The organism is Luteimonas sp. RIT-PG2_3, from assembly GCF_054902115.1.
Genome location: NZ_JBUBPF010000007.1, coordinates 185227 through 208064 on the forward strand (window position 1 = coordinate 185227; position 22838 = coordinate 208064).

17 protein-coding genes and 1 pseudogene are annotated in these 22838 nt (G+C 66.2%); 8 read left to right on the forward strand and 10 right to left on the reverse strand.

The features are described 5' to 3' along the window. Positions 1 to 86: 86 nt before the first annotated feature. Positions 87 to 3239, reverse strand: coding sequence for a TonB-dependent receptor domain-containing protein (locus ACYX7E_RS13005; RefSeq protein WP_462081028.1), 3153 nt, complete (start codon positions 3237 to 3239; stop codon positions 87 to 89). 301 nt (positions 3240 to 3540) lie between these two features. On the opposite strand from ACYX7E_RS13005, the gene ACYX7E_RS13010 reads away from it, so the two are divergent. Then, on the forward strand, positions 3541 to 4794 hold the full coding sequence (locus tag ACYX7E_RS13010) for a dipeptidase (protein ID WP_462081004.1): 1254 nt from the start codon (positions 3541 to 3543) through the stop codon (positions 4792 to 4794). Between the two features lie 313 nt (positions 4795 to 5107). On the opposite strand, the gene ACYX7E_RS13015 is transcribed toward ACYX7E_RS13010, so the two are convergent. From ACYX7E_RS13015 to ACYX7E_RS13035, 5 genes are all read right to left on the reverse strand, one after another. Further along, on the reverse strand, positions 5108 to 6400 hold the full coding sequence (locus tag ACYX7E_RS13015) for an OprO/OprP family phosphate-selective porin (protein WP_462081005.1): 1293 nt from the start codon (positions 6398 to 6400) through the stop codon (positions 5108 to 5110). A 190-nt stretch (positions 6401 to 6590) separates the two neighbouring features. Beyond that, positions 6591 to 7328: an amino acid ABC transporter ATP-binding protein gene (locus ACYX7E_RS13020; RefSeq protein WP_462081006.1), complete on the reverse strand. Its 738-nt coding sequence runs from the start codon at positions 7326 to 7328 to the stop codon at positions 6591 to 6593. A gap of 164 nt (positions 7329 to 7492) precedes the next feature. Continuing rightward, a complete protein-coding gene (locus ACYX7E_RS13025; RefSeq protein ID WP_462081007.1) occupies positions 7493 to 8203 on the reverse strand; it encodes an amino acid ABC transporter permease in 711 nt (236 codons plus the stop codon). 3 nt (positions 8204 to 8206) lie between these two features. Beyond that, positions 8207 to 8947, reverse strand: coding sequence for an amino acid ABC transporter permease (locus ACYX7E_RS13030; RefSeq protein WP_462081008.1), 741 nt, complete (start codon positions 8945 to 8947; stop codon positions 8207 to 8209). 104 nt (positions 8948 to 9051) lie between these two features. Beyond that, positions 9052 to 9951, reverse strand: a complete 900-nt coding sequence (locus tag ACYX7E_RS13035; RefSeq protein ID WP_462081009.1) for an ABC transporter substrate-binding protein — start codon at positions 9949 to 9951, stop codon at positions 9052 to 9054. Positions 9952 to 10198: 247 nt separating this feature from the next. On the opposite strand from ACYX7E_RS13035, the gene pstS (ACYX7E_RS13040) reads away from it, so the two are divergent. The 7 genes and pseudogenes from pstS (ACYX7E_RS13040) to rnt form a co-directional block, all read left to right on the forward strand. Beyond that, the gene (gene pstS / locus ACYX7E_RS13040; protein ID WP_462081010.1) at positions 10199 to 11230 is read left to right on the forward strand and encodes a phosphate ABC transporter substrate-binding protein PstS; all 1032 of its coding nucleotides are present in this window, start codon (positions 10199 to 10201) and stop codon (positions 11228 to 11230) included. A 1393-nt stretch (positions 11231 to 12623) separates the two neighbouring features. Then, complete coding sequence (pstS, locus tag ACYX7E_RS13045; RefSeq protein ID WP_462081011.1) at positions 12624 to 13721, forward strand: phosphate ABC transporter substrate-binding protein PstS; 1098 nt, start codon at positions 12624 to 12626, stop codon at positions 13719 to 13721. 128 nt (positions 13722 to 13849) lie between these two features. Continuing rightward, positions 13850 to 14818 carry a phosphate ABC transporter permease subunit PstC gene (gene pstC, locus ACYX7E_RS13050; RefSeq protein ID WP_462081012.1) on the forward strand — a complete coding sequence of 323 codons (969 nt, stop codon included), beginning with the start codon at positions 13850 to 13852 and terminating at the stop codon, positions 14816 to 14818. An 11-nt stretch (positions 14819 to 14829) separates the two neighbouring features. Beyond that, positions 14830 to 15729 carry a phosphate ABC transporter permease PstA gene (pstA, locus tag ACYX7E_RS13055; protein ID WP_462081029.1) on the forward strand — a complete coding sequence of 300 codons (900 nt, stop codon included), beginning with the start codon at positions 14830 to 14832 and terminating at the stop codon, positions 15727 to 15729. A gap of 79 nt (positions 15730 to 15808) precedes the next feature. Further along, positions 15809 to 16639: a phosphate ABC transporter ATP-binding protein PstB gene (pstB, locus tag ACYX7E_RS13060; protein WP_462081030.1), complete on the forward strand. Its 831-nt coding sequence runs from the start codon at positions 15809 to 15811 to the stop codon at positions 16637 to 16639. Positions 16640 to 16715: 76 nt separating this feature from the next. After that, the gene (gene phoU, locus ACYX7E_RS13065) at positions 16716 to 17420 is read left to right on the forward strand and encodes a phosphate signaling complex protein PhoU (protein WP_462081013.1); all 705 of its coding nucleotides are present in this window, start codon (positions 16716 to 16718) and stop codon (positions 17418 to 17420) included. 196 nt (positions 17421 to 17616) lie between these two features. Then, positions 17617 to 18267 (forward strand): annotated as a pseudogene (gene rnt, locus ACYX7E_RS13070) (ribonuclease T); the annotation flags it as partial. Between the two features lie 121 nt (positions 18268 to 18388). Here rnt and sugE read toward each other — a convergent pair. The 4 genes from sugE to rnr form a co-directional block, all read right to left on the reverse strand. Next, entirely contained in the window at positions 18389 to 18706 is a 318-nt protein-coding gene (gene sugE, locus ACYX7E_RS13075) for a quaternary ammonium compound efflux SMR transporter SugE (protein ID WP_462081014.1), read from the reverse strand. A gap of 229 nt (positions 18707 to 18935) precedes the next feature. Beyond that, entirely contained in the window at positions 18936 to 19235 is a 300-nt protein-coding gene (locus ACYX7E_RS13080) for a CBU_0592 family membrane protein (protein WP_462081015.1), read from the reverse strand. A gap of 36 nt (positions 19236 to 19271) precedes the next feature. Beyond that, positions 19272 to 20033, reverse strand: a complete 762-nt coding sequence (gene rlmB, locus ACYX7E_RS13085; RefSeq protein WP_462081016.1) for a 23S rRNA (guanosine(2251)-2'-O)-methyltransferase RlmB — start codon at positions 20031 to 20033, stop codon at positions 19272 to 19274. A 105-nt stretch (positions 20034 to 20138) separates the two neighbouring features. Further along, the gene (gene rnr, locus ACYX7E_RS13090; RefSeq protein ID WP_462081031.1) at positions 20139 to 22673 is read right to left on the reverse strand and encodes a ribonuclease R; all 2535 of its coding nucleotides are present in this window, start codon (positions 22671 to 22673) and stop codon (positions 20139 to 20141) included. Positions 22674 to 22838: the final 165 nt, after the last annotated feature.

Consider the following 22838-nt stretch of genomic DNA (forward strand, 5'->3'; position numbering starts at 1 on the left):
GAAAAAAGCGAACGGCCATCATCGATGGCCGTCCGGGTCTGCCCACGACGCCGTGCGTCGCGAGCCTGCTGCGCAATCCCTATCGTTCAATAGTCGTAGCTGATCGTCAAGCGTGCATAACGCGGGGTCTGGTACGCCAACGGCGCCGCGAACAGCGGATGCGGCGAACCCGGCGAGATTTCCGAGCGTGCATTCAAGTACGTCGCCGACTGTTCGTTGCTGATATTGAAGATGTTGAGGTTGATCGCCAGCTTGCCATCGGCGAAGCGCGGCTTGTACGAGACGCCGACATCCAGCTGCCGGACCCACGGCAGCCGACCATGGCTGCCCGGCGATGCCGGCTCGCCCTGGAAGCAGTGGTACGACCCACCGTATCCGACCGGATCGGGATTCTGCCCGGGGTTGTAGATGTAGGTCGATCCCGCCAGCGGATAGTTGTCGCCGCAGTAGTAACCGAGCACCTGCTTGGGTGCGCCGGCGACAAGGCTGAGGTTGCCGGACACGCCCCACTCCGGGGTCAACTGGTAGAAGCCGTAGGCCTTCAACGCATGCCGGTGATCGTTGGACTGGTCGCCGTTGTAGAACTCCATCAATGACGGGTGGTCCCAGGTCTGGGTGGTCGCGGTGTAGTTCTGTCCCTGGTTGATGCCCACGGTTTCGCCGTTGCCGCGATACAGGTCGGAACGCATCTGCCCTTCGGTGGTGCCGCGGCTGTGCGACCAGGTGTAGTTGAGTCGGGTATACCAGCTGCCGTCGAACGGACGCTCCAGCGTGAACTCGACCGCCGAGTACTTGCGCTTGAGCTCGGGGAAGCCAAGCTGCTCGTTGGTCAAGGTGATGGAGTGCAGTTCGCCATCGGTGCCCAGCAGGCGGAAGGTATTGGTCTGCCCGGCGTTGAACAGGATGCTGGCCGAGCTCTGCTGGCTGATGGTGACGCCCTGCGCCGCCGCAGCCGCGCGGATCGCCGGCAGGTTGGTCTTGGTGTCGTCGATCGCGGACTGCAGGATGCGGTGGGTGCCGCGCACGCCGGCCAGCCAGCCGTTGCCGAGCAGTTTGCTGAAACCGAGGATGAACTCGTCCTGGTGTTCGCCCTCCAGTCCCTCGGGCGCGATGGTGCGGTAGTCGCGCGGGTGCCCGAAGTTCTCGTTGGCCGACACCGGCGGCGCCAGCTGTGCGGCAAGGATCGGCGAGCCGTCGGCATTGATGCCGCTGTAGGTGTAGTAGGTGCTGGTATTGCGGCTGGAATTGGACAGTCCGCCTGGGGCCAGCGGCAGGCCCAGGTAATAGCGGCCGAGGTTGCCGTACACCTTCAGGCTGGAATCGCCATGGACGTCCCAGCTGAAGCCCAGGCGCGGCGACCACTGGTTGTCGACGTCGATGACGGTCTGGCCGAGATCGTTGTAGTTGATGAACTCGTCGTTGCGGATCCCCAGCGACAGCAACACGTTGTCGCTGACCTGCCAGCGGTCCTCGATGTACCAGGCATTCTGTTCGGCCTTGTACGAGCTCAGGCTGTAGGCGCTGGTCTGGATGACGTAGTACCCCTGGGCGCCGAACGCATAGCCGACGGGGCTGGGCACGCCGATCGTGCCGTCCTCGCGCGACGCGCCGCTGAGCAGTGCGGTCGGATCGGGATTGGTCGTGCGGCCATAGTTCCAGGCGTAGCCCGGACCGGACGTGCGCGATCCCTGGTTGTAGGCACGCAGTTCCTGGTTGTCGATGCCGAAATCGATGCTGTGGTCGCCGACCGACCAGTTGAGGTTCAGGCGCAGGTTGTCCTTCTCGTACTTGCGTCCCGGGTCGCTGATGGTGGCAACTGTCTGTGCGCTGCCGATCTGGGCGCCGCCGGTGTAGGCGGGATTCTGGTTCTGCAGGCCGCTGATCGAGGTCAGGCCGTCATTGTAGGTCGGGTTCTGGTTGTAGTTCGGAGACTCCTGCCGGCCGTACAGCGCACTCAGCGTCAGTGCGTCGCTGAGGTAGCCGGTGTACTTGAGGCTCAGCAGTTCGTGTCCGGTTTCGATATCGTTGTCGGCCGCGCGGAAGGTGGTCGTTTCGCGCGTATTGAAGTTGTAGTTGTAGATGTCGCCATCGGCCTTGTGCTTGTCCGACGCACCGGTGAACTCCAGCAGGTGGTTGTCGGTGATGAACCAGTCGAGCTTGGCGTACCAGCGCGGCCCCCTGTAGGTGTAGTCGACATACGGCGCACCGGCATCCTCGACGGTGTTGAGGCGCTTGCCGTCGGTCCTGGAGAATTCGCCGGCGACGAAGAAGAACAGCTTGTCAGGCACGATCGGGCCGCCGACGTAGGCGCTGTAGGTGGTGCGATCGGCCTCGTTCTCGCTGTTCGGTCGATACAGTGCGCCGGCCACTGGATTGGCGATCTGCCCCGGATCGGAATAGTAAAGATCGGTTTCCTTGGCCCGCAGCGACTGCGGCTCCCAGACCACGGCGCCGCCGAACGTCCAATCGTTGCTGCCACGACGACCCACTTGATTGATGACGCCACCGTTGGAGCGCCCGTACTGCGCGCCATAGCCGCCGGTGAAGACTTCCTGCTGGTCGATGGCGCCATAGGGCAGCGTCAGGCCGCCGAGGTTGCGATAGGGATCGGTGGTGTTGAAGCCGTTGAGGTAATAGGCGTTTTCCGAGGCTGCCGAGCCACCGAAGCTCGGCAACGAGCCACCGGTGCCGCCGGTGCCGACGAAGGAGCCGCTGTTATTGACGACGCCCGGCGCCAGCAGCGCGATGGCTTCGGCGGTCCGGCCCAGCGGCAACTGAGCCAGTTGCTCGGCAGTGATGACGGTGCGCGAGTCGACGCTGCCGACATCGATATTGGCAACGCGGGTGCCGGTCACGCTGACCGAATCGAGCGTCTGCACGCCCCCGGCCACGAACGACACTTCGGTGCCTGCGCCGACGATGATCGACACGTTCTCGCGGGTGTCGACCGGGCGTCCGGCCTCCCTGACGGTGATGCGGTAGCTGCCGAGCGGCAGGTTGCCGAGCGAGTAGCGTCCGCGTGCGTCGATCTGCACTTCGCGACTGAAGCCGCTGTTGTTCTCGACCAGGACGGTCTTGCCCTGCGCATCGGCGACGGTGCCGAAGACGCTGCCGGTGGTGGATTGCGCAAACGCGCCGCCGCTCCCCAGCAGCAGAGCCAGTGCCAATGCATGGCCAAGCGGATGACGCAGGAGAGAGGATCGTGTCGGGACTGCGGAGGATCCGTGACGGATCCGCATGCTGCCGGTGTGCCGGGTGCTGGACTGGGTGCTGCTCATTGCGATGTGGCCCCTCGAAGGTCTGGTTGCGGAAGAAAGTCGTCTGCCGCCAGTCCCTCGCTCTCTTCGGAGCGTCCCCAACTGGCCACTGGAGTGTCATCGCGCGGTCACGACGCCGTGAAATGGCGATCGCTCCACAGCTGATGAACCCCGGCCAATAGGTCGGCCCGGCCTTTGCCGGCACAATGCGGCCACAGCCCGCCTTCCGCTGCCCTGCTCCCGCAGCCAGCACCCCACCCTTTTCCGCGCCCTGGAGTCCCTGATGACGTCGAAGTTCCTGCTTGCCGGCCTGACCGTCGCCGTGCTGTCCGTGCTGTCGCCCAACCCCGTGTTCGCCGCGCAGGACAACGCAGTGCCGCAACGCGCGCGCGACCTGCACCAGCGCATCCTGACGCTGGACAGCCATCTCGATACGCCGTCGTTCTTCAGTCGCAAGGACTGGGACATCCTCGACCGCCACGACCATGCCAACGGTGGCAGCCAGGTCGATTACCCACGCCTGGTCGAAGGCGGCCTCGATGGCGGTCTGTGGGTGATCTTCACGCCGCAGCGTGGACGCACGCCGGCCGACGACCGCGTCGCGCGCGACCATGGCCTGACGCGGCTGGTCGAGATCCGGGAACTGGTCGCGGCGCATCCCGACAAATTCGAGCTCGCGCTGACGGCCGACGATGCACCGCGCATCAAGCAGGCCGGCAAGCGCGTGGTCTACATCAGCATCGAGAATGCGTCTCCGCTGAGCGCGGATCCTTCGTTGCTGGAGGCGTACCACAAGCTCGGTGTCCGCGTGCTTGGCCTGGTGCATACGTCCAACAACGACTTCGCGGATTCGTCCAATACGCCGCCGGAATGGAACGGGCTAAGCCCGAAGGGGCGTGCGTTGGTCGCAGACGCGAATCGCCTGGGCATCGTACTGGACCAGTCGCATGCGTCCGACGCGGTGTTCGATCAACTGCTGGAACTGTCGAAAGCACCCATCATCCTGAGCCACACTGGCGCCGACGCGGTGCATGCGCATCCGCGCAACATCGACGATGCGCGCATTCGCAAGCTGGCACAGAAAGGTGGCGTGATCCTGGTGAATTCGCTGGGCAGCTATCTGATTGACACGGGCGCAACGCCGGCCTACCAGCAGGAGATCCGGGCGCTGTACGAGCAGTTTGGAGGCCGGGCGAACCTGAAACAGGAGGACTACGCTGCCTTCAATCGCCAGCGCGCTGAACTCGAGCGCAAGCACAACATCCGCAAGGCGACGATCGAGGACTACTTCGCGCACATCCTGCACATCCTCAAGGTCGCGGGCCCCGAGCATGTCGGTTTTGGTGCGGACTGGGACGGCGGTGGTGGCGTCGAGGGCCTGGAAGACATTTCGCTGCTGCCGAAAATCACGGCGCGCCTGCTGCAGGAGGGCTATACGGAGCAGCAGATCGAGGCGATCTGGAGCGGCAACCTGCTGCGGGTGATCCGGCAGGCACAGGCTTTGGCCGAACCGGCGGCGACCACCGCCGCGCGTTGATGGTCTCCCAGCCCTGAGGACTGGACACATGCCGGCGCCGCACTCCTGACGCTCGCGGCAGTGGCGGGTCGGGCGGAGGCTGCGACAAGCACGCCATGGATGGTGTGCGCTCGAGTCAGGGCAGGATGCCTTGACCGAGGGAAGAGCAGCCGCAGCCCGACACGCCGCTGCAAGCCCGAAGCCACTGAACCACTGAACCACCATCAGCGATGGTGCCGACACCCCACAGTGCAACAAACAAAAAAGGCCCGCGACATCCGTCGCGGGCCCTTCTTCATTCCATCTGGCCCGATATCGCCGGGCTTGTAGCCAGTTAGAAGCTGAACTGCGTGCGCAGCGCGTACTGGGCGGTCTTGTCGCCCGTCAGCTCGTTGTCGCCCTGGATATAGTTGAACATGAAACGCAGCGACGGATTGACATAGTAGTTCATGCCCAGGATCCAGCTCGTCGCCTCGCGATCCGTCAGGTCCTTGTTCTCGATGAAATCGTAACGCGCCGTCAGTTCCCACAGGCCACGATCGCCGACCTTCGGCGAAGCGAAGATACCGTTGCTGCTCTTGTAGGCCTTGTGACCGCCATTGAGCAACCAGCTGCCCTGCAGGTACCACGTGGTGACGTCCTGGTCGACGCCGCTCGGCTGGCCGAACGTCGAGTTCGCGTACTCGCCCTGGAAGAACAGCGGGCCGAACGAGCCTGCAGCTTCCAGACCGTACGCGCTGACCGTGTTGCGGCTGCCGGCCGTGGTCGTGGCGATCGTCAGTGCCGGACCGCGACGGCCTGCATAGTTGGCCGTGGCGGCAAGATCGCCCGAACCCAGGTTCACGTTCTCGTGGCTGGCCCAGCCGCCGAAGTGCAGCGTGCTGGTTTCAGTATTGATCGGAGCGAAGGTCACACGACCCGCCGCACCCACGCCCTCGTTGCGGGTACCGGCGGCACCGCGCAGATTGAACACCGAGAAGCCGGCCGTGTAGTTGGTGTCGGCGCGCAGGTAGCCCACGCCCTGCTGGAACTGGCGGCCGCTGAACAGGCCGGTCGCCGACGAGAACGGACGCTCCATCATCAGGATCTCGTTGGAGCTGGTCAGCTCTTCCATCGAACGGTAAGGCTTGAAGTGACCGATGGTGAACTTGCCACCCAGCGCGGACTTGGCGATGTAGGCATCGCGCAGGCCGTCAAGGTTACTGCCGCCGGCGAAGTCCTGCTCCACCTTGTATTCCCAACCGTAGGCCTTGCCCTGCAGGGTCAGGCGAGCGCGGCGGAACTCCGTCGTGCCGGTGGTCGCGGCGATATCGCGATCGAAGGCATACGTGTCGAAGTGGATGCGGCCACCGAGCGACACTTCGAACTTCTTGTCGGCCGAGGTGATCTTGAAGCCACCCTTGGTGTCGACCACCGGGCTGGTCGTCGCGATCTTGTCCAGGTTTTCCTGGGTCCCGATGTTGATGTCGGACTGCGCATCCGTACGCACTTCCAGCTCGGCCACCTTGGCCTGCAACGAGGCCAGCTGCGCCTTCAGTTCGGCGAGCTCACGGTCGTTCGCTGATGCGGAGAAGCTGACGGTACCGGCCGCAATGGCGATTGCGACAGCCAGTGATGAATAACGCATGCTCTGATTTCCCGATGATTGAAGGTCGTGATGCCGACGTCAGGCGGGGAGCATTCCGGAGTTCCGGTGCAGTGCCACCCGCTGGCAACGGACACAGCGTGCGGGTGTCATTTGACAGTCACATGTTGAACACATGACAAAACGATGACAGCCCGACCCGGGAGCGGCGGCCGGGCCGTATCGGCCACCCTCAGTAGCGCAGCAGACGGGCCAGGAAATCGCGTGCGCGCGGCGTGCGCGCGGCGGTATCGTCGAAGAAGGATTCGCTGGCGACATCCTCCAGGATGCGCCCGTGGTCCATGAAGACGACGCGGTCGGAAACCTTGCGCGCGAATCCCATTTCATGGGTCACGCACATCATCGTCATGCCGTCCTGCGCAAGGCCGACCATGACATCGAGCACCTCGCCGACCATTTCCGGATCCAGCGACGAGGTCGGCTCATCGAACAGCATCACCAGCGGATCCATCGACAACGCGCGGGCGATCGCGACACGCTGCTGCTGGCCGCCCGACAACTGCGCCGGCCGCTTGTCCCGCTGCGCCTGCAGGCCGACCCGTGCGAGGTAGCCGACGCCGCGTTCGCGTGCCTCTTCCGGACGGCGCCCCAGCACGCGGGTCTGCGCCAGCGTCAGGTTGTCGATGACCGACAGGTGCGGGAACAGCTCGAAATGCTGGAACACCATGCCCACGCGCGCGCGCAGGCGCGACAGGTCGGTGCCGCGTGCGGAGGTATCCACACCATCGACAACCACCCGCCCCTGCTGGATCGACTCCAGTGCATTGACCGTCTTGATCAACGTCGACTTGCCGGAGCCCGAAGGACCACAGACCACGACCACCTCACCGCGCGCCACGCGCGTCGAGCAGTCGTCGAGCACCTTGAAGTCGCCATACCATTTGCTGACATGCTCGATCCCGATGACCACGGGCGGCGCCCCTGGCGCCTGATCCGCCGCCTGATCCGCCGCCGGGCCTGTCGGGGCCTGCACGCCCCGCTCCGCATCGCGCCCCGCATGACGCTCCACGCGCTCCACCTCCAACGCCACTGCCACGTGCGCCCTTGCATCCGTTGTGTCGACCCGCACCCGCGTCATTGCCGCACCCTCGCCTGCTCCACTGAATCCGCACCCTGCCATCGTCGCGCATGGCGGTTGGCCAGCAGCTCCAGCGTTGCGCACAGCACGTAATAGACCGCCACCGCGAACAGGAAGATCTCGGTCGGGTGCACCATGACGCGGTTGCTGACCTGGGTGGCGACGAACGACAGCTCCGCCACCCCGATCACGTAGGCCAGCGAGGTGTCCTTGACCAGCGCGATCCACTGGTTGACGAACGACGGCAGCATCATCGGCAAGGCCTGCGGCAGGATCACCAGCCGCAACACCTGCACGCGCGTCAACCCCAGCGCCGCACCGGCCTGCCATTGCCCTGACGGCAGGCTGCGGATGCCGGCGTCGACCGAATGCGCGAGGTACGCGCCGCCGACCAGTGACAGCGCGACCATCACCGTCGTCACCGCGGGCACATCGATGCCGAGCAGCAGGGGCAGCAGGAAGTAGATCCAGAAGATCAGCATCACCACCGGGATCGCGCGCCCCAGACCCAGCACCAGCAGGCAGGCCGCGCGCCATGGCCCGCGCAGCAGCGACAGCGCGATGCCGCCGGACAGCCCGAGGACGCCCGATGCCAGCGCCGAGACCACGCTCAACACCAGCGTCAGCGCCAGTCCACCCGGGCCCGCATGCGGCCAGCCGCCGATCAGGAAATAGACCAGGTTGTCGCTGATGACCGAGAAGTCCATGCCTCAGCCCGCCACGGCCGTGGAGGATGCGGCGCCATGCCGCCGGCGTGTCGCGACCTGGCCGATCACCTCGATCACCGCGGCGAGCAACACGTACAGAGCGGTAGCCACCGCGAAGACCTGGAAAGCCTGGAAGGTCTGGGATTCAACCTGGCGCGCGGCATACGACAACTCGGCCACACCGATCGCCATCGCCAGCGATGAATTCTTGACGATGTTCATGACCTGCCCGAGCAACGGCGGGAACGCGTTGTGCACGGCCTGCGGCAGCACCACGTGGCGCCAGACCTGCAGCGGTCGCAGGCCAAGCGCCGAGGCGGCGACGACCTGCCCGGCCGGGACGCCACGCACGCCGGCCCTGAATTCCTCGGCGATGAATGCCGCGCTGTACAACGTCAGGCCGACGAAGCCGGCCAGGTACTCGAACGGTGGCCAGCGCAGGCCGAACAGCCACAGGTCCCAGTGATGCGGCGCGTTGAGCCATGGCTTCCAGGCCTCCGGCAGCCAGGCGCTGACGCCGAAGTACCAGAAGAACAGCTGCACCAGCAGCGGCGTGTTGCGGAACACGGACAGCCACGCGCGCACAGGCCGCGACCACCAGGCCTTCGACGAGATCCGCGCGATGCACAGCGCGAAGCCGACCGGCATCGCCGCCAGCACAACCAGCAGCGACAGCGCGACGGTGACCGCGAACCCCTGCCACAACCACTGCAGGTAGACGGGATCGAGCCCGTGCTCAAACATGACGACTATCCATCAGTGGACGTGCGACCCCGCCTCGCCTGCGCCGTCACCACGCCGGCCCTTTGACAGACGGGGCGTATGGCGCCGGTCCGCTCCGGCAAGCCTCAGTCCGCGCCGCCGATGCGATGCAGGCGCGGCAGCGGCGTCTTCGATGCCGGCCCGAACCAGGTGTCGTGGATCGCCTGCGCCTTGCCGCTGGCTTCCAGCGCCAGCAGGCTCTCGTCGACGAAGGCCTTCAGCGCGGCCTCGCCCTTGGGAATGCCGACGCCGATGCGGTCGTCGGAAATCGAAAACGCCGGAATCTCATAGTCCTGCCGGTCGGGCACGTTCGCCAGCAGGCCGACCAGCTTGGGGCCATCCTGGCTGATCGCCTGCACGTTGCCGTTGCGCAAGGCGGTGAACGCGAACGGCGTGTCGTCGTAGGCCACCAGCGTGGCCTGCGGGTACTGCTCGCGCAGCACGATCTCGTTGACCGTGCCCTTGTCGACGCCGATCCGCAGGCCGTCCAGTTGCTGCGGCGACGACAGCACGCCCTTGCGGGCCAGGAACTGGGTGCCGGACGCGAAGTACGGAAGACTGAAGTCGATCTGCTTCGCGCGCTCCGGGGTGATGGTGAAGTTGGCCAGCACCAGGTCGACCTTGCCGGTCAGCAGCAGCGGCACGCGATTGGCCGGATTGGTCGGCACCACCTCCAGCTTCACCTGCAGCCGGTCGGCCAGCGCCTGGGCGACGTCGACGTCGAGCCCGGCGATCCGGCGCGTCTGCGGGTCGACGAAGCCGAACGGCGGATTGCCATCGAAGGCCGCGACCCGCAGCACGCCGGCGGCGCGGATGCGCGCCAGGCGGTCCTGGCCACCGGTGGCGTCCGGACTGCCATTGAGCGCCTCGCCGGCCTCCACTGTGCCCGTCGCCGCTGCCGTCGCCGGTGCGTCGCGGCCGCAGCCGGCGACGGCCATGGCGACGATCGACAGCAACAGGGTCAGGGCGGATCGGCGGGCATTCATCGGGTGTCGTCCTTGCAGTAACAGGGGGACACGCATTCTAGGAAGCCGTCGCCACCGCGCTGATGGCGGATCGGACTGAGCTGATGACCGCGACGCCGGTGAGCGCGACGGCCTTCGCAACGACACGCGGGCGCCGGATGACGGCGTCATCAGACTGTCATGCGGGCGACCCGTCACTGTCATCGAACCGTTATGGAATGTGCAGGTCGCGACTTGCCGCGTACCTAGACCATCCCAGGAGCACCCCGTGAGTCTTCTCAAATTCCGCGTCGCCGCCACGCTGGTGGCAGCCTCGTTCGCTGCCGCCTCGTTCACCGGCACCGCCTACGCCAACGACGTCACCGGCGCCGGCGCATCGTTCGTCTACCCGGCGATCACCAAGTGGTCTGCCGACTACAAGGCCGCCAGCAACAAGCAGGTCAACTACCAGTCGATCGGTTCCGGTGGCGGCATCGCGCAGATCAAGGCCGGCACGGTCGACTTCGGCTCTTCCGATGCCCCGATGAGCCCTGAAGACCTGTCCAAGTTCGGTCTGGCGCAGTTCCCGTCGGTGATCGGCGGCGTGGTGCCGATCGTCAACGTCGAAGGCGTGGCGTCGGGCGCGATGAAGCTCGACGGCCCCACCCTGGCCAACATCTTCCTCGGCAAGATCACCAAGTGGAACGACCCGGCGATCGTCGCGCTCAACGGCGGCCTGGCCCTGCCCGACGCCAAGATCACCGTCGTGCACCGCTCGGATGGTTCGGGCACCACGTTCAACTTCGTCAACTACCTGTCCAAGGTCAGCAACGACTGGAAGACCAGCGTCGGCGAAGGCACCTCGGTCAAGTGGCCGTCGGGCATCGGCGGTAAGGGCAACGAAGGTGTCGCCGCTTACGTCAAGCAGATCAAGGGCGGCATCGGCTATGTCGAACTGTCCTACGCGCTGCAGAACCGCCTGGCCTATTCGCGCCTGAAGAATGCCGCCGGCAACTTCGTCAACCCGAGCGACGAGACCTTCTCGGCTGCCGCTGCCAGCGCCAACTGGGGCGCCTCGCGCGACTTCTTCCTGGTCATGACCAACGCCCCGGGCGACAACGCCTGGCCGATCACCGCGACCAACTTCATCCTGGTGCACAAGCAGCCGCGCAACGTCGAAGGCGCGCGCCAGACCCGTGAGTTCTTCCGCTGGGTCTATGCCAACGGCGACGACCAGGCCCGTGCGCTCGGCTACGTGCCGCTGCCGGACGCGCTGGTGCGTCAGATCGAGGCCTACTGGACGCAGAACCTGAAGTTCTGATCGGCACGCCTGCACCGGGCATGCCCTGACCGGCATGCCCTCATCGAGCCGGCCTCATCAAGACGGCCTCATGAAAGATCCATCGAGACGGTCCGATCACGTCACGCAACGCACGGCTGGCGACCACAGCAGGCGGCGCACGAATGTTTCCCTCCGGTGACAATCACTCTCCTTCACGGGCCTTCGGGCCCGTTTTTTTTCCTCCGCGATGGGGAAATGAAGGCGTGCAGGATCTCTCATGCCTGATTGCCGAAGCCGGACCGCCGATGTGGGATTTGCAGCGGCGCGCCGGGCTGCGGCTGCTCTTACCTCGGTCAGGGCATCCTGCCCTGACTCGGGCGCACGCCATCCATGGCGTGCTCGACGCAGCCTCCGCCCGACCCGCCACTGCCGCGCGCGTCAGGAGTTCGGCGTGGGTAAAGTTTCCGACGTAGCCCCCGTCGAAGACCTCGGCCTATCCCACATCAGTGCGTCGCCTCGGCCGGGGATTGCGGAGAGCGGGCCATGGATGGCCCGCGGCGGCGAGCCAGCATGGGTGAGCAGGGGTTGCTTGCGCGGCACTGCCGCGCAGCCCATGCGAACGCCCGGCGTGCTTCGCCGGGCCGGACAGGGCCGCAACAGCGGCACGGGCTGACCGAGCCGAGGAGTAATCCCTGGACGGGGCGATGCGGCTTCCGAAGCCGACAAAGCCAAGCCCTTGTTCTCAACTCAGGGAAAGACGGAGCTCAAAGCAGAAAAGCAGATTCTCTGAACCCGGACTTGCAGCAGCGTGCCGGGCTGCGGCTGCTCTTCCCTCGGTCAGGGCATCCTGCCCTGACTCGGGCGCACGCCATCCATGGCGTGCTTGGCGCAACCTCCGCCCGACCTGCCACTGCCGCGAGCGGCAGGATTGCGGTGTCGATTGGTCGTCAGCGCATGCGTCCCATCGAAGACATCGGCCCATCCGCCCTCAGTGCGTCGCCTCGACCGGGGATTGCGGAGAGCGGGCCATGGATGGCCCGCGGCGGCGAGTCAGCCGTGGGTGAGCAAGGGCTGTTTGCGCGGCACTGCCGCGCAGCCCATGCGAACGCCCGGCGTGCTTCGCCGGGCCGGACCGGGCCGCGTAGTGGCACGGGCTGACCGAGCCGAGGAGCAATTCCTGGACGGGGGCGACGCGGGCTCCGGAGCCGATGCCGCTTCGGCAACACGCGGACACCCACACAGGAGAAGAACCTTTTTCGCCGATGGCCCCGTCGCAGGCCAGCTCCTGCCGCGCTTCCGGACCCGTCATTGCGTCGCGCCGTGCCCCGGTCATCGGATTGCCCGGGGCGCTGTCATACGGTTGAAACAAAAACATCATTTCATAGCGGCACCGGCTGGCGGCTGCCAGCAACCCCTCCTGTGGAGTCATCCCATGAAGTCCAACGCGGTTCGCCTCTCCCTGCTCGCCCTCTCGTCGGCGCTGTTCGTCGCCGCCTGCAGCCAGCCCGATGGTGGCGCAGCACCCGCCGCGCAGGCACCGGAAGGCCAGGCCAGCGCGCCTGCGGCTGCCGGCAACAAGGTCGCGGCCGAGATCTCCGGCGCCGGCGCCTCGTTCATCTATCCGCTGGTCTCCAAGTGGTCGGCCGACTACAACGGCCTGACCGGCAACAAGGTCAACTACCAGTCGATCGGTTCCGGCGGCGGCATCGCGCAGATCAAGGCCGGCACGGTCGACTTCGGTTCCACCGACAAGCCGCTCGACAGCGCCGAACTCGCGGCTGCGGGCCTGGGCCAGTTCCCGTCCGCGATCGGCGGCGTGGTGCCGGTCATCAACATCGAAGGCCTGCAGGCCGGCCAGTTGAAGCTCACCGGCGCGCTGCTGGCCGACATCTTCCTCGGCAAGATCGCCACCTGGAACGACCCGGCGATCGCCGCGCTGAACCCGGGCGTCACCCTGTCCGATGCCAAGATCAGCATCGTCCACCGCTCCGACGGTTCGGGCACCACGTTCAACTTCTCCAACTACCTGTCCAAGGTCAGCCCGGACTGGAAGGCCAAGGTCGGCGAAGGCACCTCGCTGCAATGGCCGACCGGCGTGGGCGGCAAGGGCAACGAAGGCGTCGCCTCGTACGTCCAGCAGATCAAGGGCGGTATCGGTTACGTCGAACTCGCCTACGCGCTGCAGAACAACATGCCGTACGCGTCGCTGCAGAACGCCGCCGGCAACTGGGTGCAGCCCAACGACACCACGTTCGCCGCGGCCGCCGCGACCGCCGACTGGGCAAGCGCGAAGGACTTCAACCTGGTCATCACCAACGCCCCCGGCGCCGAGGCCTGGCCGATCACCGCGACCAACTTCATGCTGGTCCACAAGCAGCCCAAGGACGCCGCGCGCAGCAAGGCGACGCTGGACTTCTTCAAGTGGGCGTTCGAACAGGGCAAGCAGCAGGCGACCGAACTGCACTACGTGCCGCTGCCCGAATCCCTGGTCCAGCAGATCGAGGCCTACTGGGCCGCCGAAATCAAGTGATCCCGCATCGCGCCCGCCACCTGGCGGGCGCCGTTGCATGAAGGTCCCGGCAAGCCCGGGACCTCCGGACACCGAGACAAGCACGCCATCGCGCCGACCGCCCACAGAGCAACGAGCCTCCCGTCCGCATGAACGCCACGACCCTCCCTGCTGCACCCACCGGCCGCGACCTGCGCGATGCGCGTGCCGACCGCTGGTTCCGTTATGCCCTGACCGCCACCGTGGTCTTCGTCCTGATCGCGCTGGCCAGCGCAGCGCTGTCGATGCTGTGGGGTGGCCGCGACGCGCTGGCGTCGCAGGGATGGAGCTTCTTCTTCTCGTCGGAATGGAACCCGGTCGAAAACAAGTACGGCGCGCTGGCGCCGATCTACGGCACCATCGTCACCGCCATCATCGCGATGGTCATCGCGGTGCCGGTAAGCTTTGGCATCGCGTTCTTCCTGACCGAAGTCGCACCGCGCTGGCTGCGCGGCCCGGTCGGCACCGCCATCGAACTGCTGGCCGGTATCCCGTCGATCATCTACGGCATGTGGGGCCTTTTCGTACTGGTGCCGGTGATGACCGAGTACGTGACCCCGTGGATGAACGACCATATGGGCACGCTGCCCTTCGTCGGCGTCCTGTTCCAGGGCCCGCCGCTGGGTATCGGCATGCTGACCGCGGGCTTCGTGCTGGCGATCATGGTGATTCCCTTCATCTCGTCGGTGATGCGCGAAGTCTTCCAGACCGTGCCGACGCGGCTGAAGGAATCGGCCTACGCACTGGGCGCCACCAAGTGGGAAGTCAGCTGGGACATCGTGCTGCCGTATACGCGTTCGGCGGTCATCGGTGGCATCTTCCTCGGACTCGGCCGCGCGCTCGGCGAGACGATGGCCGTGGCCTTCGTCATCGGCAACTCCGTGCGGCTCTCCCCCTCGCTGCTGGAACCGGGCACGACGATCGCGGCCCTGATCGCCAATGACTTCGGCGAGGCCACCGACACCTACCGGTCCGCGCTGCTGCTGCTCGGCTTCGTGTTGTTCGTGGTGACCTTCGTGGTGCTGGCCATCGCCCGCTTCATGCTGATGCAACTGTCGCGCAAGGAGGGCAAGTCATGAGCACGCAAGCCATGAGCACGGCCGCATCCCAGGTCAAGACCGAGCAGGAGCTCAGGATCGCCGACCGCCTGTACGGCTTCCGCCGGCTGACCAACCTGCTGGCGATCGTGCTGGCCTGCCTGACCGCGGTGTTCGGCCTGTTCTTCCTCGGCTGGATCCTGTTCACCCTCTTCAGCAAGGCCATCGGCGGCATCAACCTGGCGCTGTTCACGCAGATGACGCCACCGCCGATGCAGGAAGGCGGCCTGCTCAACGCGTTCTTCGGCAGTGCCGTGATGTGCGGTCTGGCGATCCTGATCGGCACGCCGCTGGGCGTGGCCGCGGGCACCTGGCTGTCGGAGTACGGCCGTGCCCGCAAGGCCGGCACCGTGGTGCGCTTCGTCAACGACATCCTGTTGTCGGCACCGTCTATCGTGCTTGGCCTGTTCGTCTACACGCTGTTCGTCATGCAGACCGGCGGTCGCTTCTCGGCGTTGGCCGGTGCGATCGCGCTGGCCTTCATCGTGCTGCCGGTCGTGGTGCGCACCACCGACGAAATGCTGCAACTGGTCCCGGTGCAGATGCGCGAAGCCGCGCTGTCGCTGGGCGTGCCGCAGTGGAAGGTCATCATGCAGGTGCTGTACCGCAGCGCCTCGGCCGGCATCGTCACCGGCATCCTGCTTGCGTTGGCCAGAATCAGCGGCGAGACCGCACCGCTGCTGTTCACCGCGTTCGGCAACCAGTACTGGAACAACAACATCCTGCAGCCGATGGCCAGCGTCCCGGTGGTGATGTACCAGTACGCCGGCAGCCCCTACGAGTCCTGGCAGCAACTGGCCTGGGCCGGCGCGCTGGTGCTGACGCTGTTCGTGCTGCTGGTCAGCCTGAGCGCGCGCGCCATCCTGCTGCGCAACAAGATCTCGCACGACTGAGCCGCACCCGACTGAGCCACCTCCACGCCAGTCCCAACCTTCCGAACCCGCCATGACAAACCTCTCCCTGGACCCGGCCATGAACGACATCCAGCACGCCGCCCCATCGCAACGGATCAACGTGGCCATGCAGCAGCGCGACGTACTTGCCCCTACGCCGGTCAAGATCGCCGCGCGCAACCTGCAGTTCCACTACGACAAGTTCCATGCCCTGAAGAACATCAACCTGGAGATCCCCGAGAAGCGCGTGACCGCGCTGATCGGTCCGTCCGGTTGCGGAAAGTCGACGCTGCTGCGCATCTTCAACCGCATCTATGCGCTGTACCCGAAGATGGAAGCCTCGGGCGAGGTCATCCTCGACGGCGAGAACATCCTGTCGCCGAAGTATCCGATGAACCGCCTGCGCAGCAAGGTCGGCATGGTGTTCCAGAAGCCGGTGCCGTTCCCGATGACGATCTTCGAGAACATCGCCTACGCGATCCGCCACCACGAGAAGCTGTCCAAGAAGCAGCTCGAGCAGCGCGTCGAGGAAGCCCTGCGCCAAGGCGCGCTGTGGGACGAGGTCAAGGACAAGCTGGGGCAGAGCGCGCTCGGCCTGTCCGGCGGCCAGCAGCAACGGCTGTGTATCGCCCGCGCGGTCGCGCTGCGCCCGGAGGTGCTGCTGCTGGACGAACCCACGTCGGCGCTGGATCCGATCTCGACCAGCCGCATCGAGCAGCTGATCGAAGAACTCAAGAACAACTACACGATCGCGATCGTGACCCACAACATGCAGCAGGCGGCACGCGTGTCCGACTTCACCGCCTTCATGTACCTGGGCGACCTGATCGAGCACGACCGCACCGAAACGATCTTCTCCAACCCCTCGAAGCAGCAGACCGAGGACTACATCACCGGACGCTTCGGCTGAAGATCCAGGAAGGTCGCCGCAACGTCCCGGCTTTTCCGGTCCCGATTCCCCATTCTCCATTCCCGGCCTCAAGACCATGACCACCCAACCGCATGACCACATCGTCAAAAGCTACGACGAAGAACGCCAGCGCGTGATCGACGAGATCCTGCGCATGGGTGAAATGGCCGCTTCGCAGCTGGAGGCCGCCCTGGACGTCGTGGAACGACGCGACGACAAGGCCGCCGCGCGCATCATCGCCAATGACGAAGCCATCGACCTGCTCGAGCGCGACATCAGCCAGGACGTCATGAAGCTCGCGCTGCGCGGCCCGCTGGCACGCGACCTGCGCGAGATCCTGGCATCGCTGCGGATCGCGTCGGACATCGAGCGCATCGGCGACTACGCCGCCAACGTCGCCAAGCGCTCCAAGGCGCTGAACCTGTCGCCGCCGCTGCCGCATACCCGCGGCCTCAACGCACTGGGCCAGATCGCGGTCAGGCAGCTGCGCGACGTCCTGGTCGCCTTCCGCGACAACGACGTCGAAGCCGCGCAGCGCATCCGCAACAACGATGCCGAGGTCGACACGCTCTATACCGGCCTGTTCCGCGAGCTGCTGACCTACATGATGGAAGACGCCCGCGCGATCACCCCGTGCACGCACCTGCTGTTCATGGCCAAGAACATCGAGCGCATCGGCGACCACGCCACCAACATCGCCGAGAACGTCTGGTTCCTGGTCAACGGCGACGACAGCCTGCCCCCGCGCGACAAGCGCGACGGTACCAACAGCGTCAGCTGAAGACCCCGGACAGGCAACACCGCGTCTAGGTCAGACCTGGACCAGCGCCGGGCGTCCTCAAGCCCGGGGCAGCGTCGAACTTCCACGAAGAAAGCTCGATGCTGCCCCGGCGTTGACGCGCGGTTTTACCGGCTTTTCAGGCATTCCCGGCCTGCCCCGCTCCCGGCACGCTCGCGGCCTCTGCTAGGCTTGCGCGATGAATGACGCCGTCCACAGCCCTGCCAGTCCCCAGAACAACGCCGCAGCCGGCGGAACCACCCTGCTGACCCGGCGCTTTCGCGGTTACCTGCCGGTGGTGGTGGACGTCGAGACCGGTGGCTTCGACTGGAACAAGCACGCGCTGCTCGAGATCGCCGCGGTGCCGCTGGATGTCGACGACGACGGCCAGCTGATCCTCGGCGAATCGGCGATCGCCCACGTCGAGCCGGCACCCGGCACACTGATCGACCCGGCCTCGCTGGAAGTGACCGGCATCGACATCGACCACCCCTTCCGCTTCGCCAAGCCCGAACGCGAGGCGCTGGACCATGTCTTCGCCACCGTACGCAACGCCGTGCGCAAGCACGGCTGCCAGCGCGCGATCTTGGTCGGGCACAACGCCCATTTCGACTTGAACTTCCTCAACGCCGCGGTCGCGCGCGTGGGCCACAAGCGCAACCCCTTCCACCCGTTCAGCGTCTTCGACACCGTGACCCTCGCCGGCGTCGCCTACGGCCAGACCGTGCTCGCCCGTGCCGTGCAGGCAGCCGGCTTCGAATGGAACAGCAAGGAAGCGCACTCCGCGCTCTACGACGCCGAACAAACGGCGCGCGTGTTCTGCAGGATCGTCAACAACTGGCACCAGCCGGGGACAGCGCCGGGCTTTGCGGATGAAAACCCGGGGCTGCCGCCTGCCGAAGCGAACACGCCGCTCGCGCCGGTCTGATCGAGCGTGCGCTCTTGCCTGGCAGACCAGCTTGCGGCTTCGTCTACGCGGTCGCCAGCTTCAGGCCGATCACACCGGCCACGATCAGGCCCAGGCTGACGATGCGGCCGGCATTGGCCGGTTCGCCCAGCACCACGATGCCGACGATCGCGGTCCCGACTGCACCGATGCCGACCCAGACCGCATAGGCCGTGCCCATCGGCAGCGATTTCATCGCCACGCTCAGCAGCCCGAAGCTGACCGCCATCGCGGCCAGCGTGCCGAGGCTCGGCCACAGGCGGGTGAAGCCTTCGGTGTACTTCAGGCCGATGGCCCAGCAGATTTCGAACAGGCCCGCGAGGGCGAGAATGATCCAGGACATGACAACCTCATCTTGCGATGGGGTCGTCCCCGGATGGAATGGAGCGGCGGGGTCGTCCCCGCTTCCGATTGAACAGGCCGAACTGGGAAAACCAGGGGCCGCACCCGGCAATTATCGGGCCTGGCCGGGATGCGGGATGACCCCTGTGTAACCCGGCGCGATGTCACCCGCCGCGACGCGGACACCCATGGCGACGCGCTGGCGGCCGCCACGACCTCGCGCCAACGACTCAGGACAGCGGCGGGCGCGGTCCGTTCGGCGGCTGCGCGACCGGCTTGTGGGCGCCGCCGAGTCCCCGGGCGATGCCGTAGATGCTGATCAGGATCCAGGCGATCTGCAACAGGAAGGCCGGCAGGTTGAACTTGCCCAGCACCAGCGACATCGCGATGCCGACCGCGCCGAACAGGTTCAGCAGCTGGTACACCAGCCCCTTGCCGGACAGGCTGCCGACCTGCAGCAACAGGAAAGCACCCAGCACCATGAAGGTGCCGACCAGTCCAACCCAGTCATACCATTGCAGTTCCAACATCGCGGCTACCTCCTTGTCGTGTGGACGGGCTGACGATCAGCCCTGGCGCTGGCGGACCGCTTCGAACAGCGTCACGCCTGCGGCGACCGATACATTGAGACTTTCCACGCCGGGTGTCGAGCTGAGCCCGGGCATCGGAATCGACACCAGGCCATCGCAGTGCTCGCGGGTCAGCCGGCGCAGGCCGTCCGACTCGCCGCCCAACACCAGTGCGACGTTGCCACGCAGGTCCAGCCCGTACAGCGAGCCCGCCGCGTCGCCGACCAGGCCGTAGATCCAGACGCCCATCTTCTGCAGTTCGCCGAGGCAGCGCGACAGGTTGGTCACGCGCACCACCGGGATGCTGTCGGCCGCGCCGGCCGAGGTCTTGCGCACGGTCGCGTTGACCTGCACGGCCTTGTCCTTGGGGATCACCACCGCGGTCACGCCGGCCGCCGCCGCGCTGCGCAGGCAGGCGCCCAGGTTGTGGGGATCCTGCACGCCGTCGAGGACCAGCAGCAGCGCCTTGCCTTCGGCGGCTTCCACCAGGGCCTGCAGGTCGTCGTCATCCCAGGTGCGGGCGGCGGCGTAGCGCGCGACCACGCCCTGGTGGCGCAGGCCACCGGCGACGCCATCGAGCGCCTGTTGCGCGACCCTGCGCACGTCGATGTCGCGACGGCGCGCATTGCTTTCGATTTCGGTCAGGCGCGGATTCTTGCCGCCGGCTTCCATCATCACTTCGCGCACGTGCTCGGCATCGTGTTCGATGGCTGCAGCGACGGCATTGATGCCGACGATCCACTGGTTCTGTTTGCTCATTGCCTGGAGAGGGAATCTGTAAGGGGGAATGGAGGAAGGGGGATGGCGGATGCAATGCAGGATGTGAGAACCGGGGCCCGGACGATGTGCGCGGGCCCCTTGGACTCAGTACGCTTGCTTGGCGCGCTTGGCCGGCTTGCCGCGCGGCGGCATCGGCTTCAGGCCGGGATCGGCGGGCTTTCCGGCACCGCCGCGACCACCGGGTTCGACGAGGCGGAAGTCGATCTTGCGCTCCTCGAGGCTGGCCTTCAGTACGACGATGCGCACCTGGTCCCCGAGCCGGAACTCGCGTCCGACGCGCTCACCGGCCAGGATCTTGCGGATCGGGTCGAAGTGATAGAAGTCGTTGGGCAACTGGGTCACGTGGACCAGGCCATTGACCTTGGACTGCGCCAGCTCGATGAACAGGCCGAAGCTGGTGACGCCGCTGATGACGCCGTCGAACTCGCCGCCGACATGCTGCTCCATCCACGCCGCGCGATAGCGTTCGTCGACTTCGCGCTCGGCCTCGTCGGCTCGGCGTTCGCGCTCGGAACACTGCAGGGCCAGGCTGGCCATGTCGCGCGGACTGTAGTTGAACGAGGCCAGCGGCTTGCCGGCCAGCAGATGCTTGATCGCGCGATGCACCAGCAGGTCAGGGTAACGCCGGATCGGCGACGTGAAGTGCGCGTACGCCTCCAGCGCCAGGCCGAAATGGCCGATGTTGTCGGTCGAGTAGACCGCCTGGCTCTGGCTGCGCAGCAGCACGGATTCGAGCAGGGTCGCATCGGGACGTTCGCGGACTTTCTTCAGCAGCCCGGTGAAGTCGCGCGGCTCGACCTTGGCCCACGGCGGCATCCGCAGCTGGAACTCCTTCAGGAACTCCAGCAGGTCGGCGTACTTGGATTCCGGCGGCTTGTCGTGGATGCGGTACGGGGCGGCGATGCGACCGGCGAGCAGCGTCTTCGCCGCCTCGACGTTGGCCGCGATCATGCATTCCTCGATCAGCTTGTGGGCGTCGTTGCGCTGGAGCATGCCAGCCTGCACGACCTCGCCACGGTTGTCGAGCACGAAACGCACTTCCGACGATTCGAACTCGATCGCGCCACGCTTGCTGCGGGCCTTGGCCAGCACCGAGTACAGCTGGTGCAGGCGTTCGATCTGCGGCATCAGCGAGCCGACCTGTTCGCGCGCCTCGGCATCGCTCTCGCCGACCGCCAGCCAGACCTGGGTGTAGGTCAGGCGCGCATGCGAGTTCATCACCGCTTCGTAGAACTTCGATTCGGTGACCAGGCCGTCGCGACCGACCTGCATGTCGCAGACGAAGCACAGGCGATCGACCTTCGGGTTCAGCGAGCAGATGCCGTTGGACAGCGTCTCGGGCAGCATCGGCACGACGAAGCCGGGGAAGTACACACTGGTCGCACGCAACTGCGCCTCGTCGTCCAGCGGCGTGCCCGGACGGACATAGCTGGAAACGTCGGCGATCGCGACGATCAGACGGAAACCATCGCGATTGGGTTCGCAGTAGACGGCATCGTCGAAATCCTTGGCATCCTCGCCGTCGATGGTCACCAGCGGCAGCGCACGCAGGTCGACCCGGCTCGCGGCGGTGGCGGCGTCGACGTCGAGCGGCACGGCGGCGGCTTCAGCCAGGACCGCGGGCGGAAATTCGTGCGGCAGGTCGTGGCCGTGGATGGCGGCCTCGACGACGAGCGACGGGGTCAGTGCGTCGCCCAGCACGGCCAGCACGCGGCCGATCGGCGGGCGATGCGCATCGCCGGGCTTGACGATCTCGCAGACCACGAGCTGGCCATGCTGCGCTTCCAGCCGTGCCTCGACCGGAATCTGCAGGTTGCGCTGGATGCGGCGATCATCGGGCACGACGTAACTGATGCCCGACTCCAGCGTGAAGCGTCCGATCAGGCGGTTGAGCCTGCGCTCGAGCACTTCCACGATGACGCCTTCGCGACGGCCACGGCGATCGACACCGGTGACGCTGGCCATGACGCGGTCGCCATGCATCGCCTTGCGCATCTCGAACGGTGGCAGGAACAGATCGTCGCCCTTGCCCGCATCGGGACGCAGGAAACCGAAGCCGTCGGGGTTGGCGATCACCGTGCCGGGGATCAGGTCCAGGCGTTCGGCCGGGACGAAGCCGCCACGCCGGTTCTGCAGCAACTGGCCATCGCGGATCATCGCGCCCAGGCGCTTGCCGAGCGCATCGAAACGGTCCGGCGCGGTCAGGCCCAACTGCTCGGCCAGTTGTTCGGCCGATTGCGGGCCCTCGGCGCTGCTGATCAGTTGCAGGATCGCCTCGCGGCTGGCGATCGGGTTCTCGTAGCGGTTGGCCTCGCGCGCCGCATGCGGATCATCGCCAAAGCCCTTGACGGTGCCGGTGCCGGGACGGCCTGGGCCTGCGTGCGCCGGTTTCGGCGGACGTGCGGCAGAAGAGCGTGGAGCGCCGCGCGACGGTCCGCCTGGCGACGAAACGGGCTTTGCCATCGATTCGGGCATCCATGGCGGCAGCGCCGATTTGGCGGCACGCTTGCCTGGACCAGTGGAAGCGCTGCTGTTGGCGCGATTGGGGGCGGAATCCTTGGATCCCGACGGGGTGCGGCCGCTGCCGCGCTTGCTGGGTGGTTTTGCCATCGCGACGATGTTACACCCCGCTCCGCCAAGGCACCGTCAAAACCTGCCGGCAGCCGCTGCCGCGCTAGCACCTGGGTGCCCGGGAGACCAATGCGTCTGGACGGCATGCCCGCGCATGCCGCGCGACATGTTCGTCATTTGTATCGATGCGTTGACAAGCGGCGGGCGCATCGA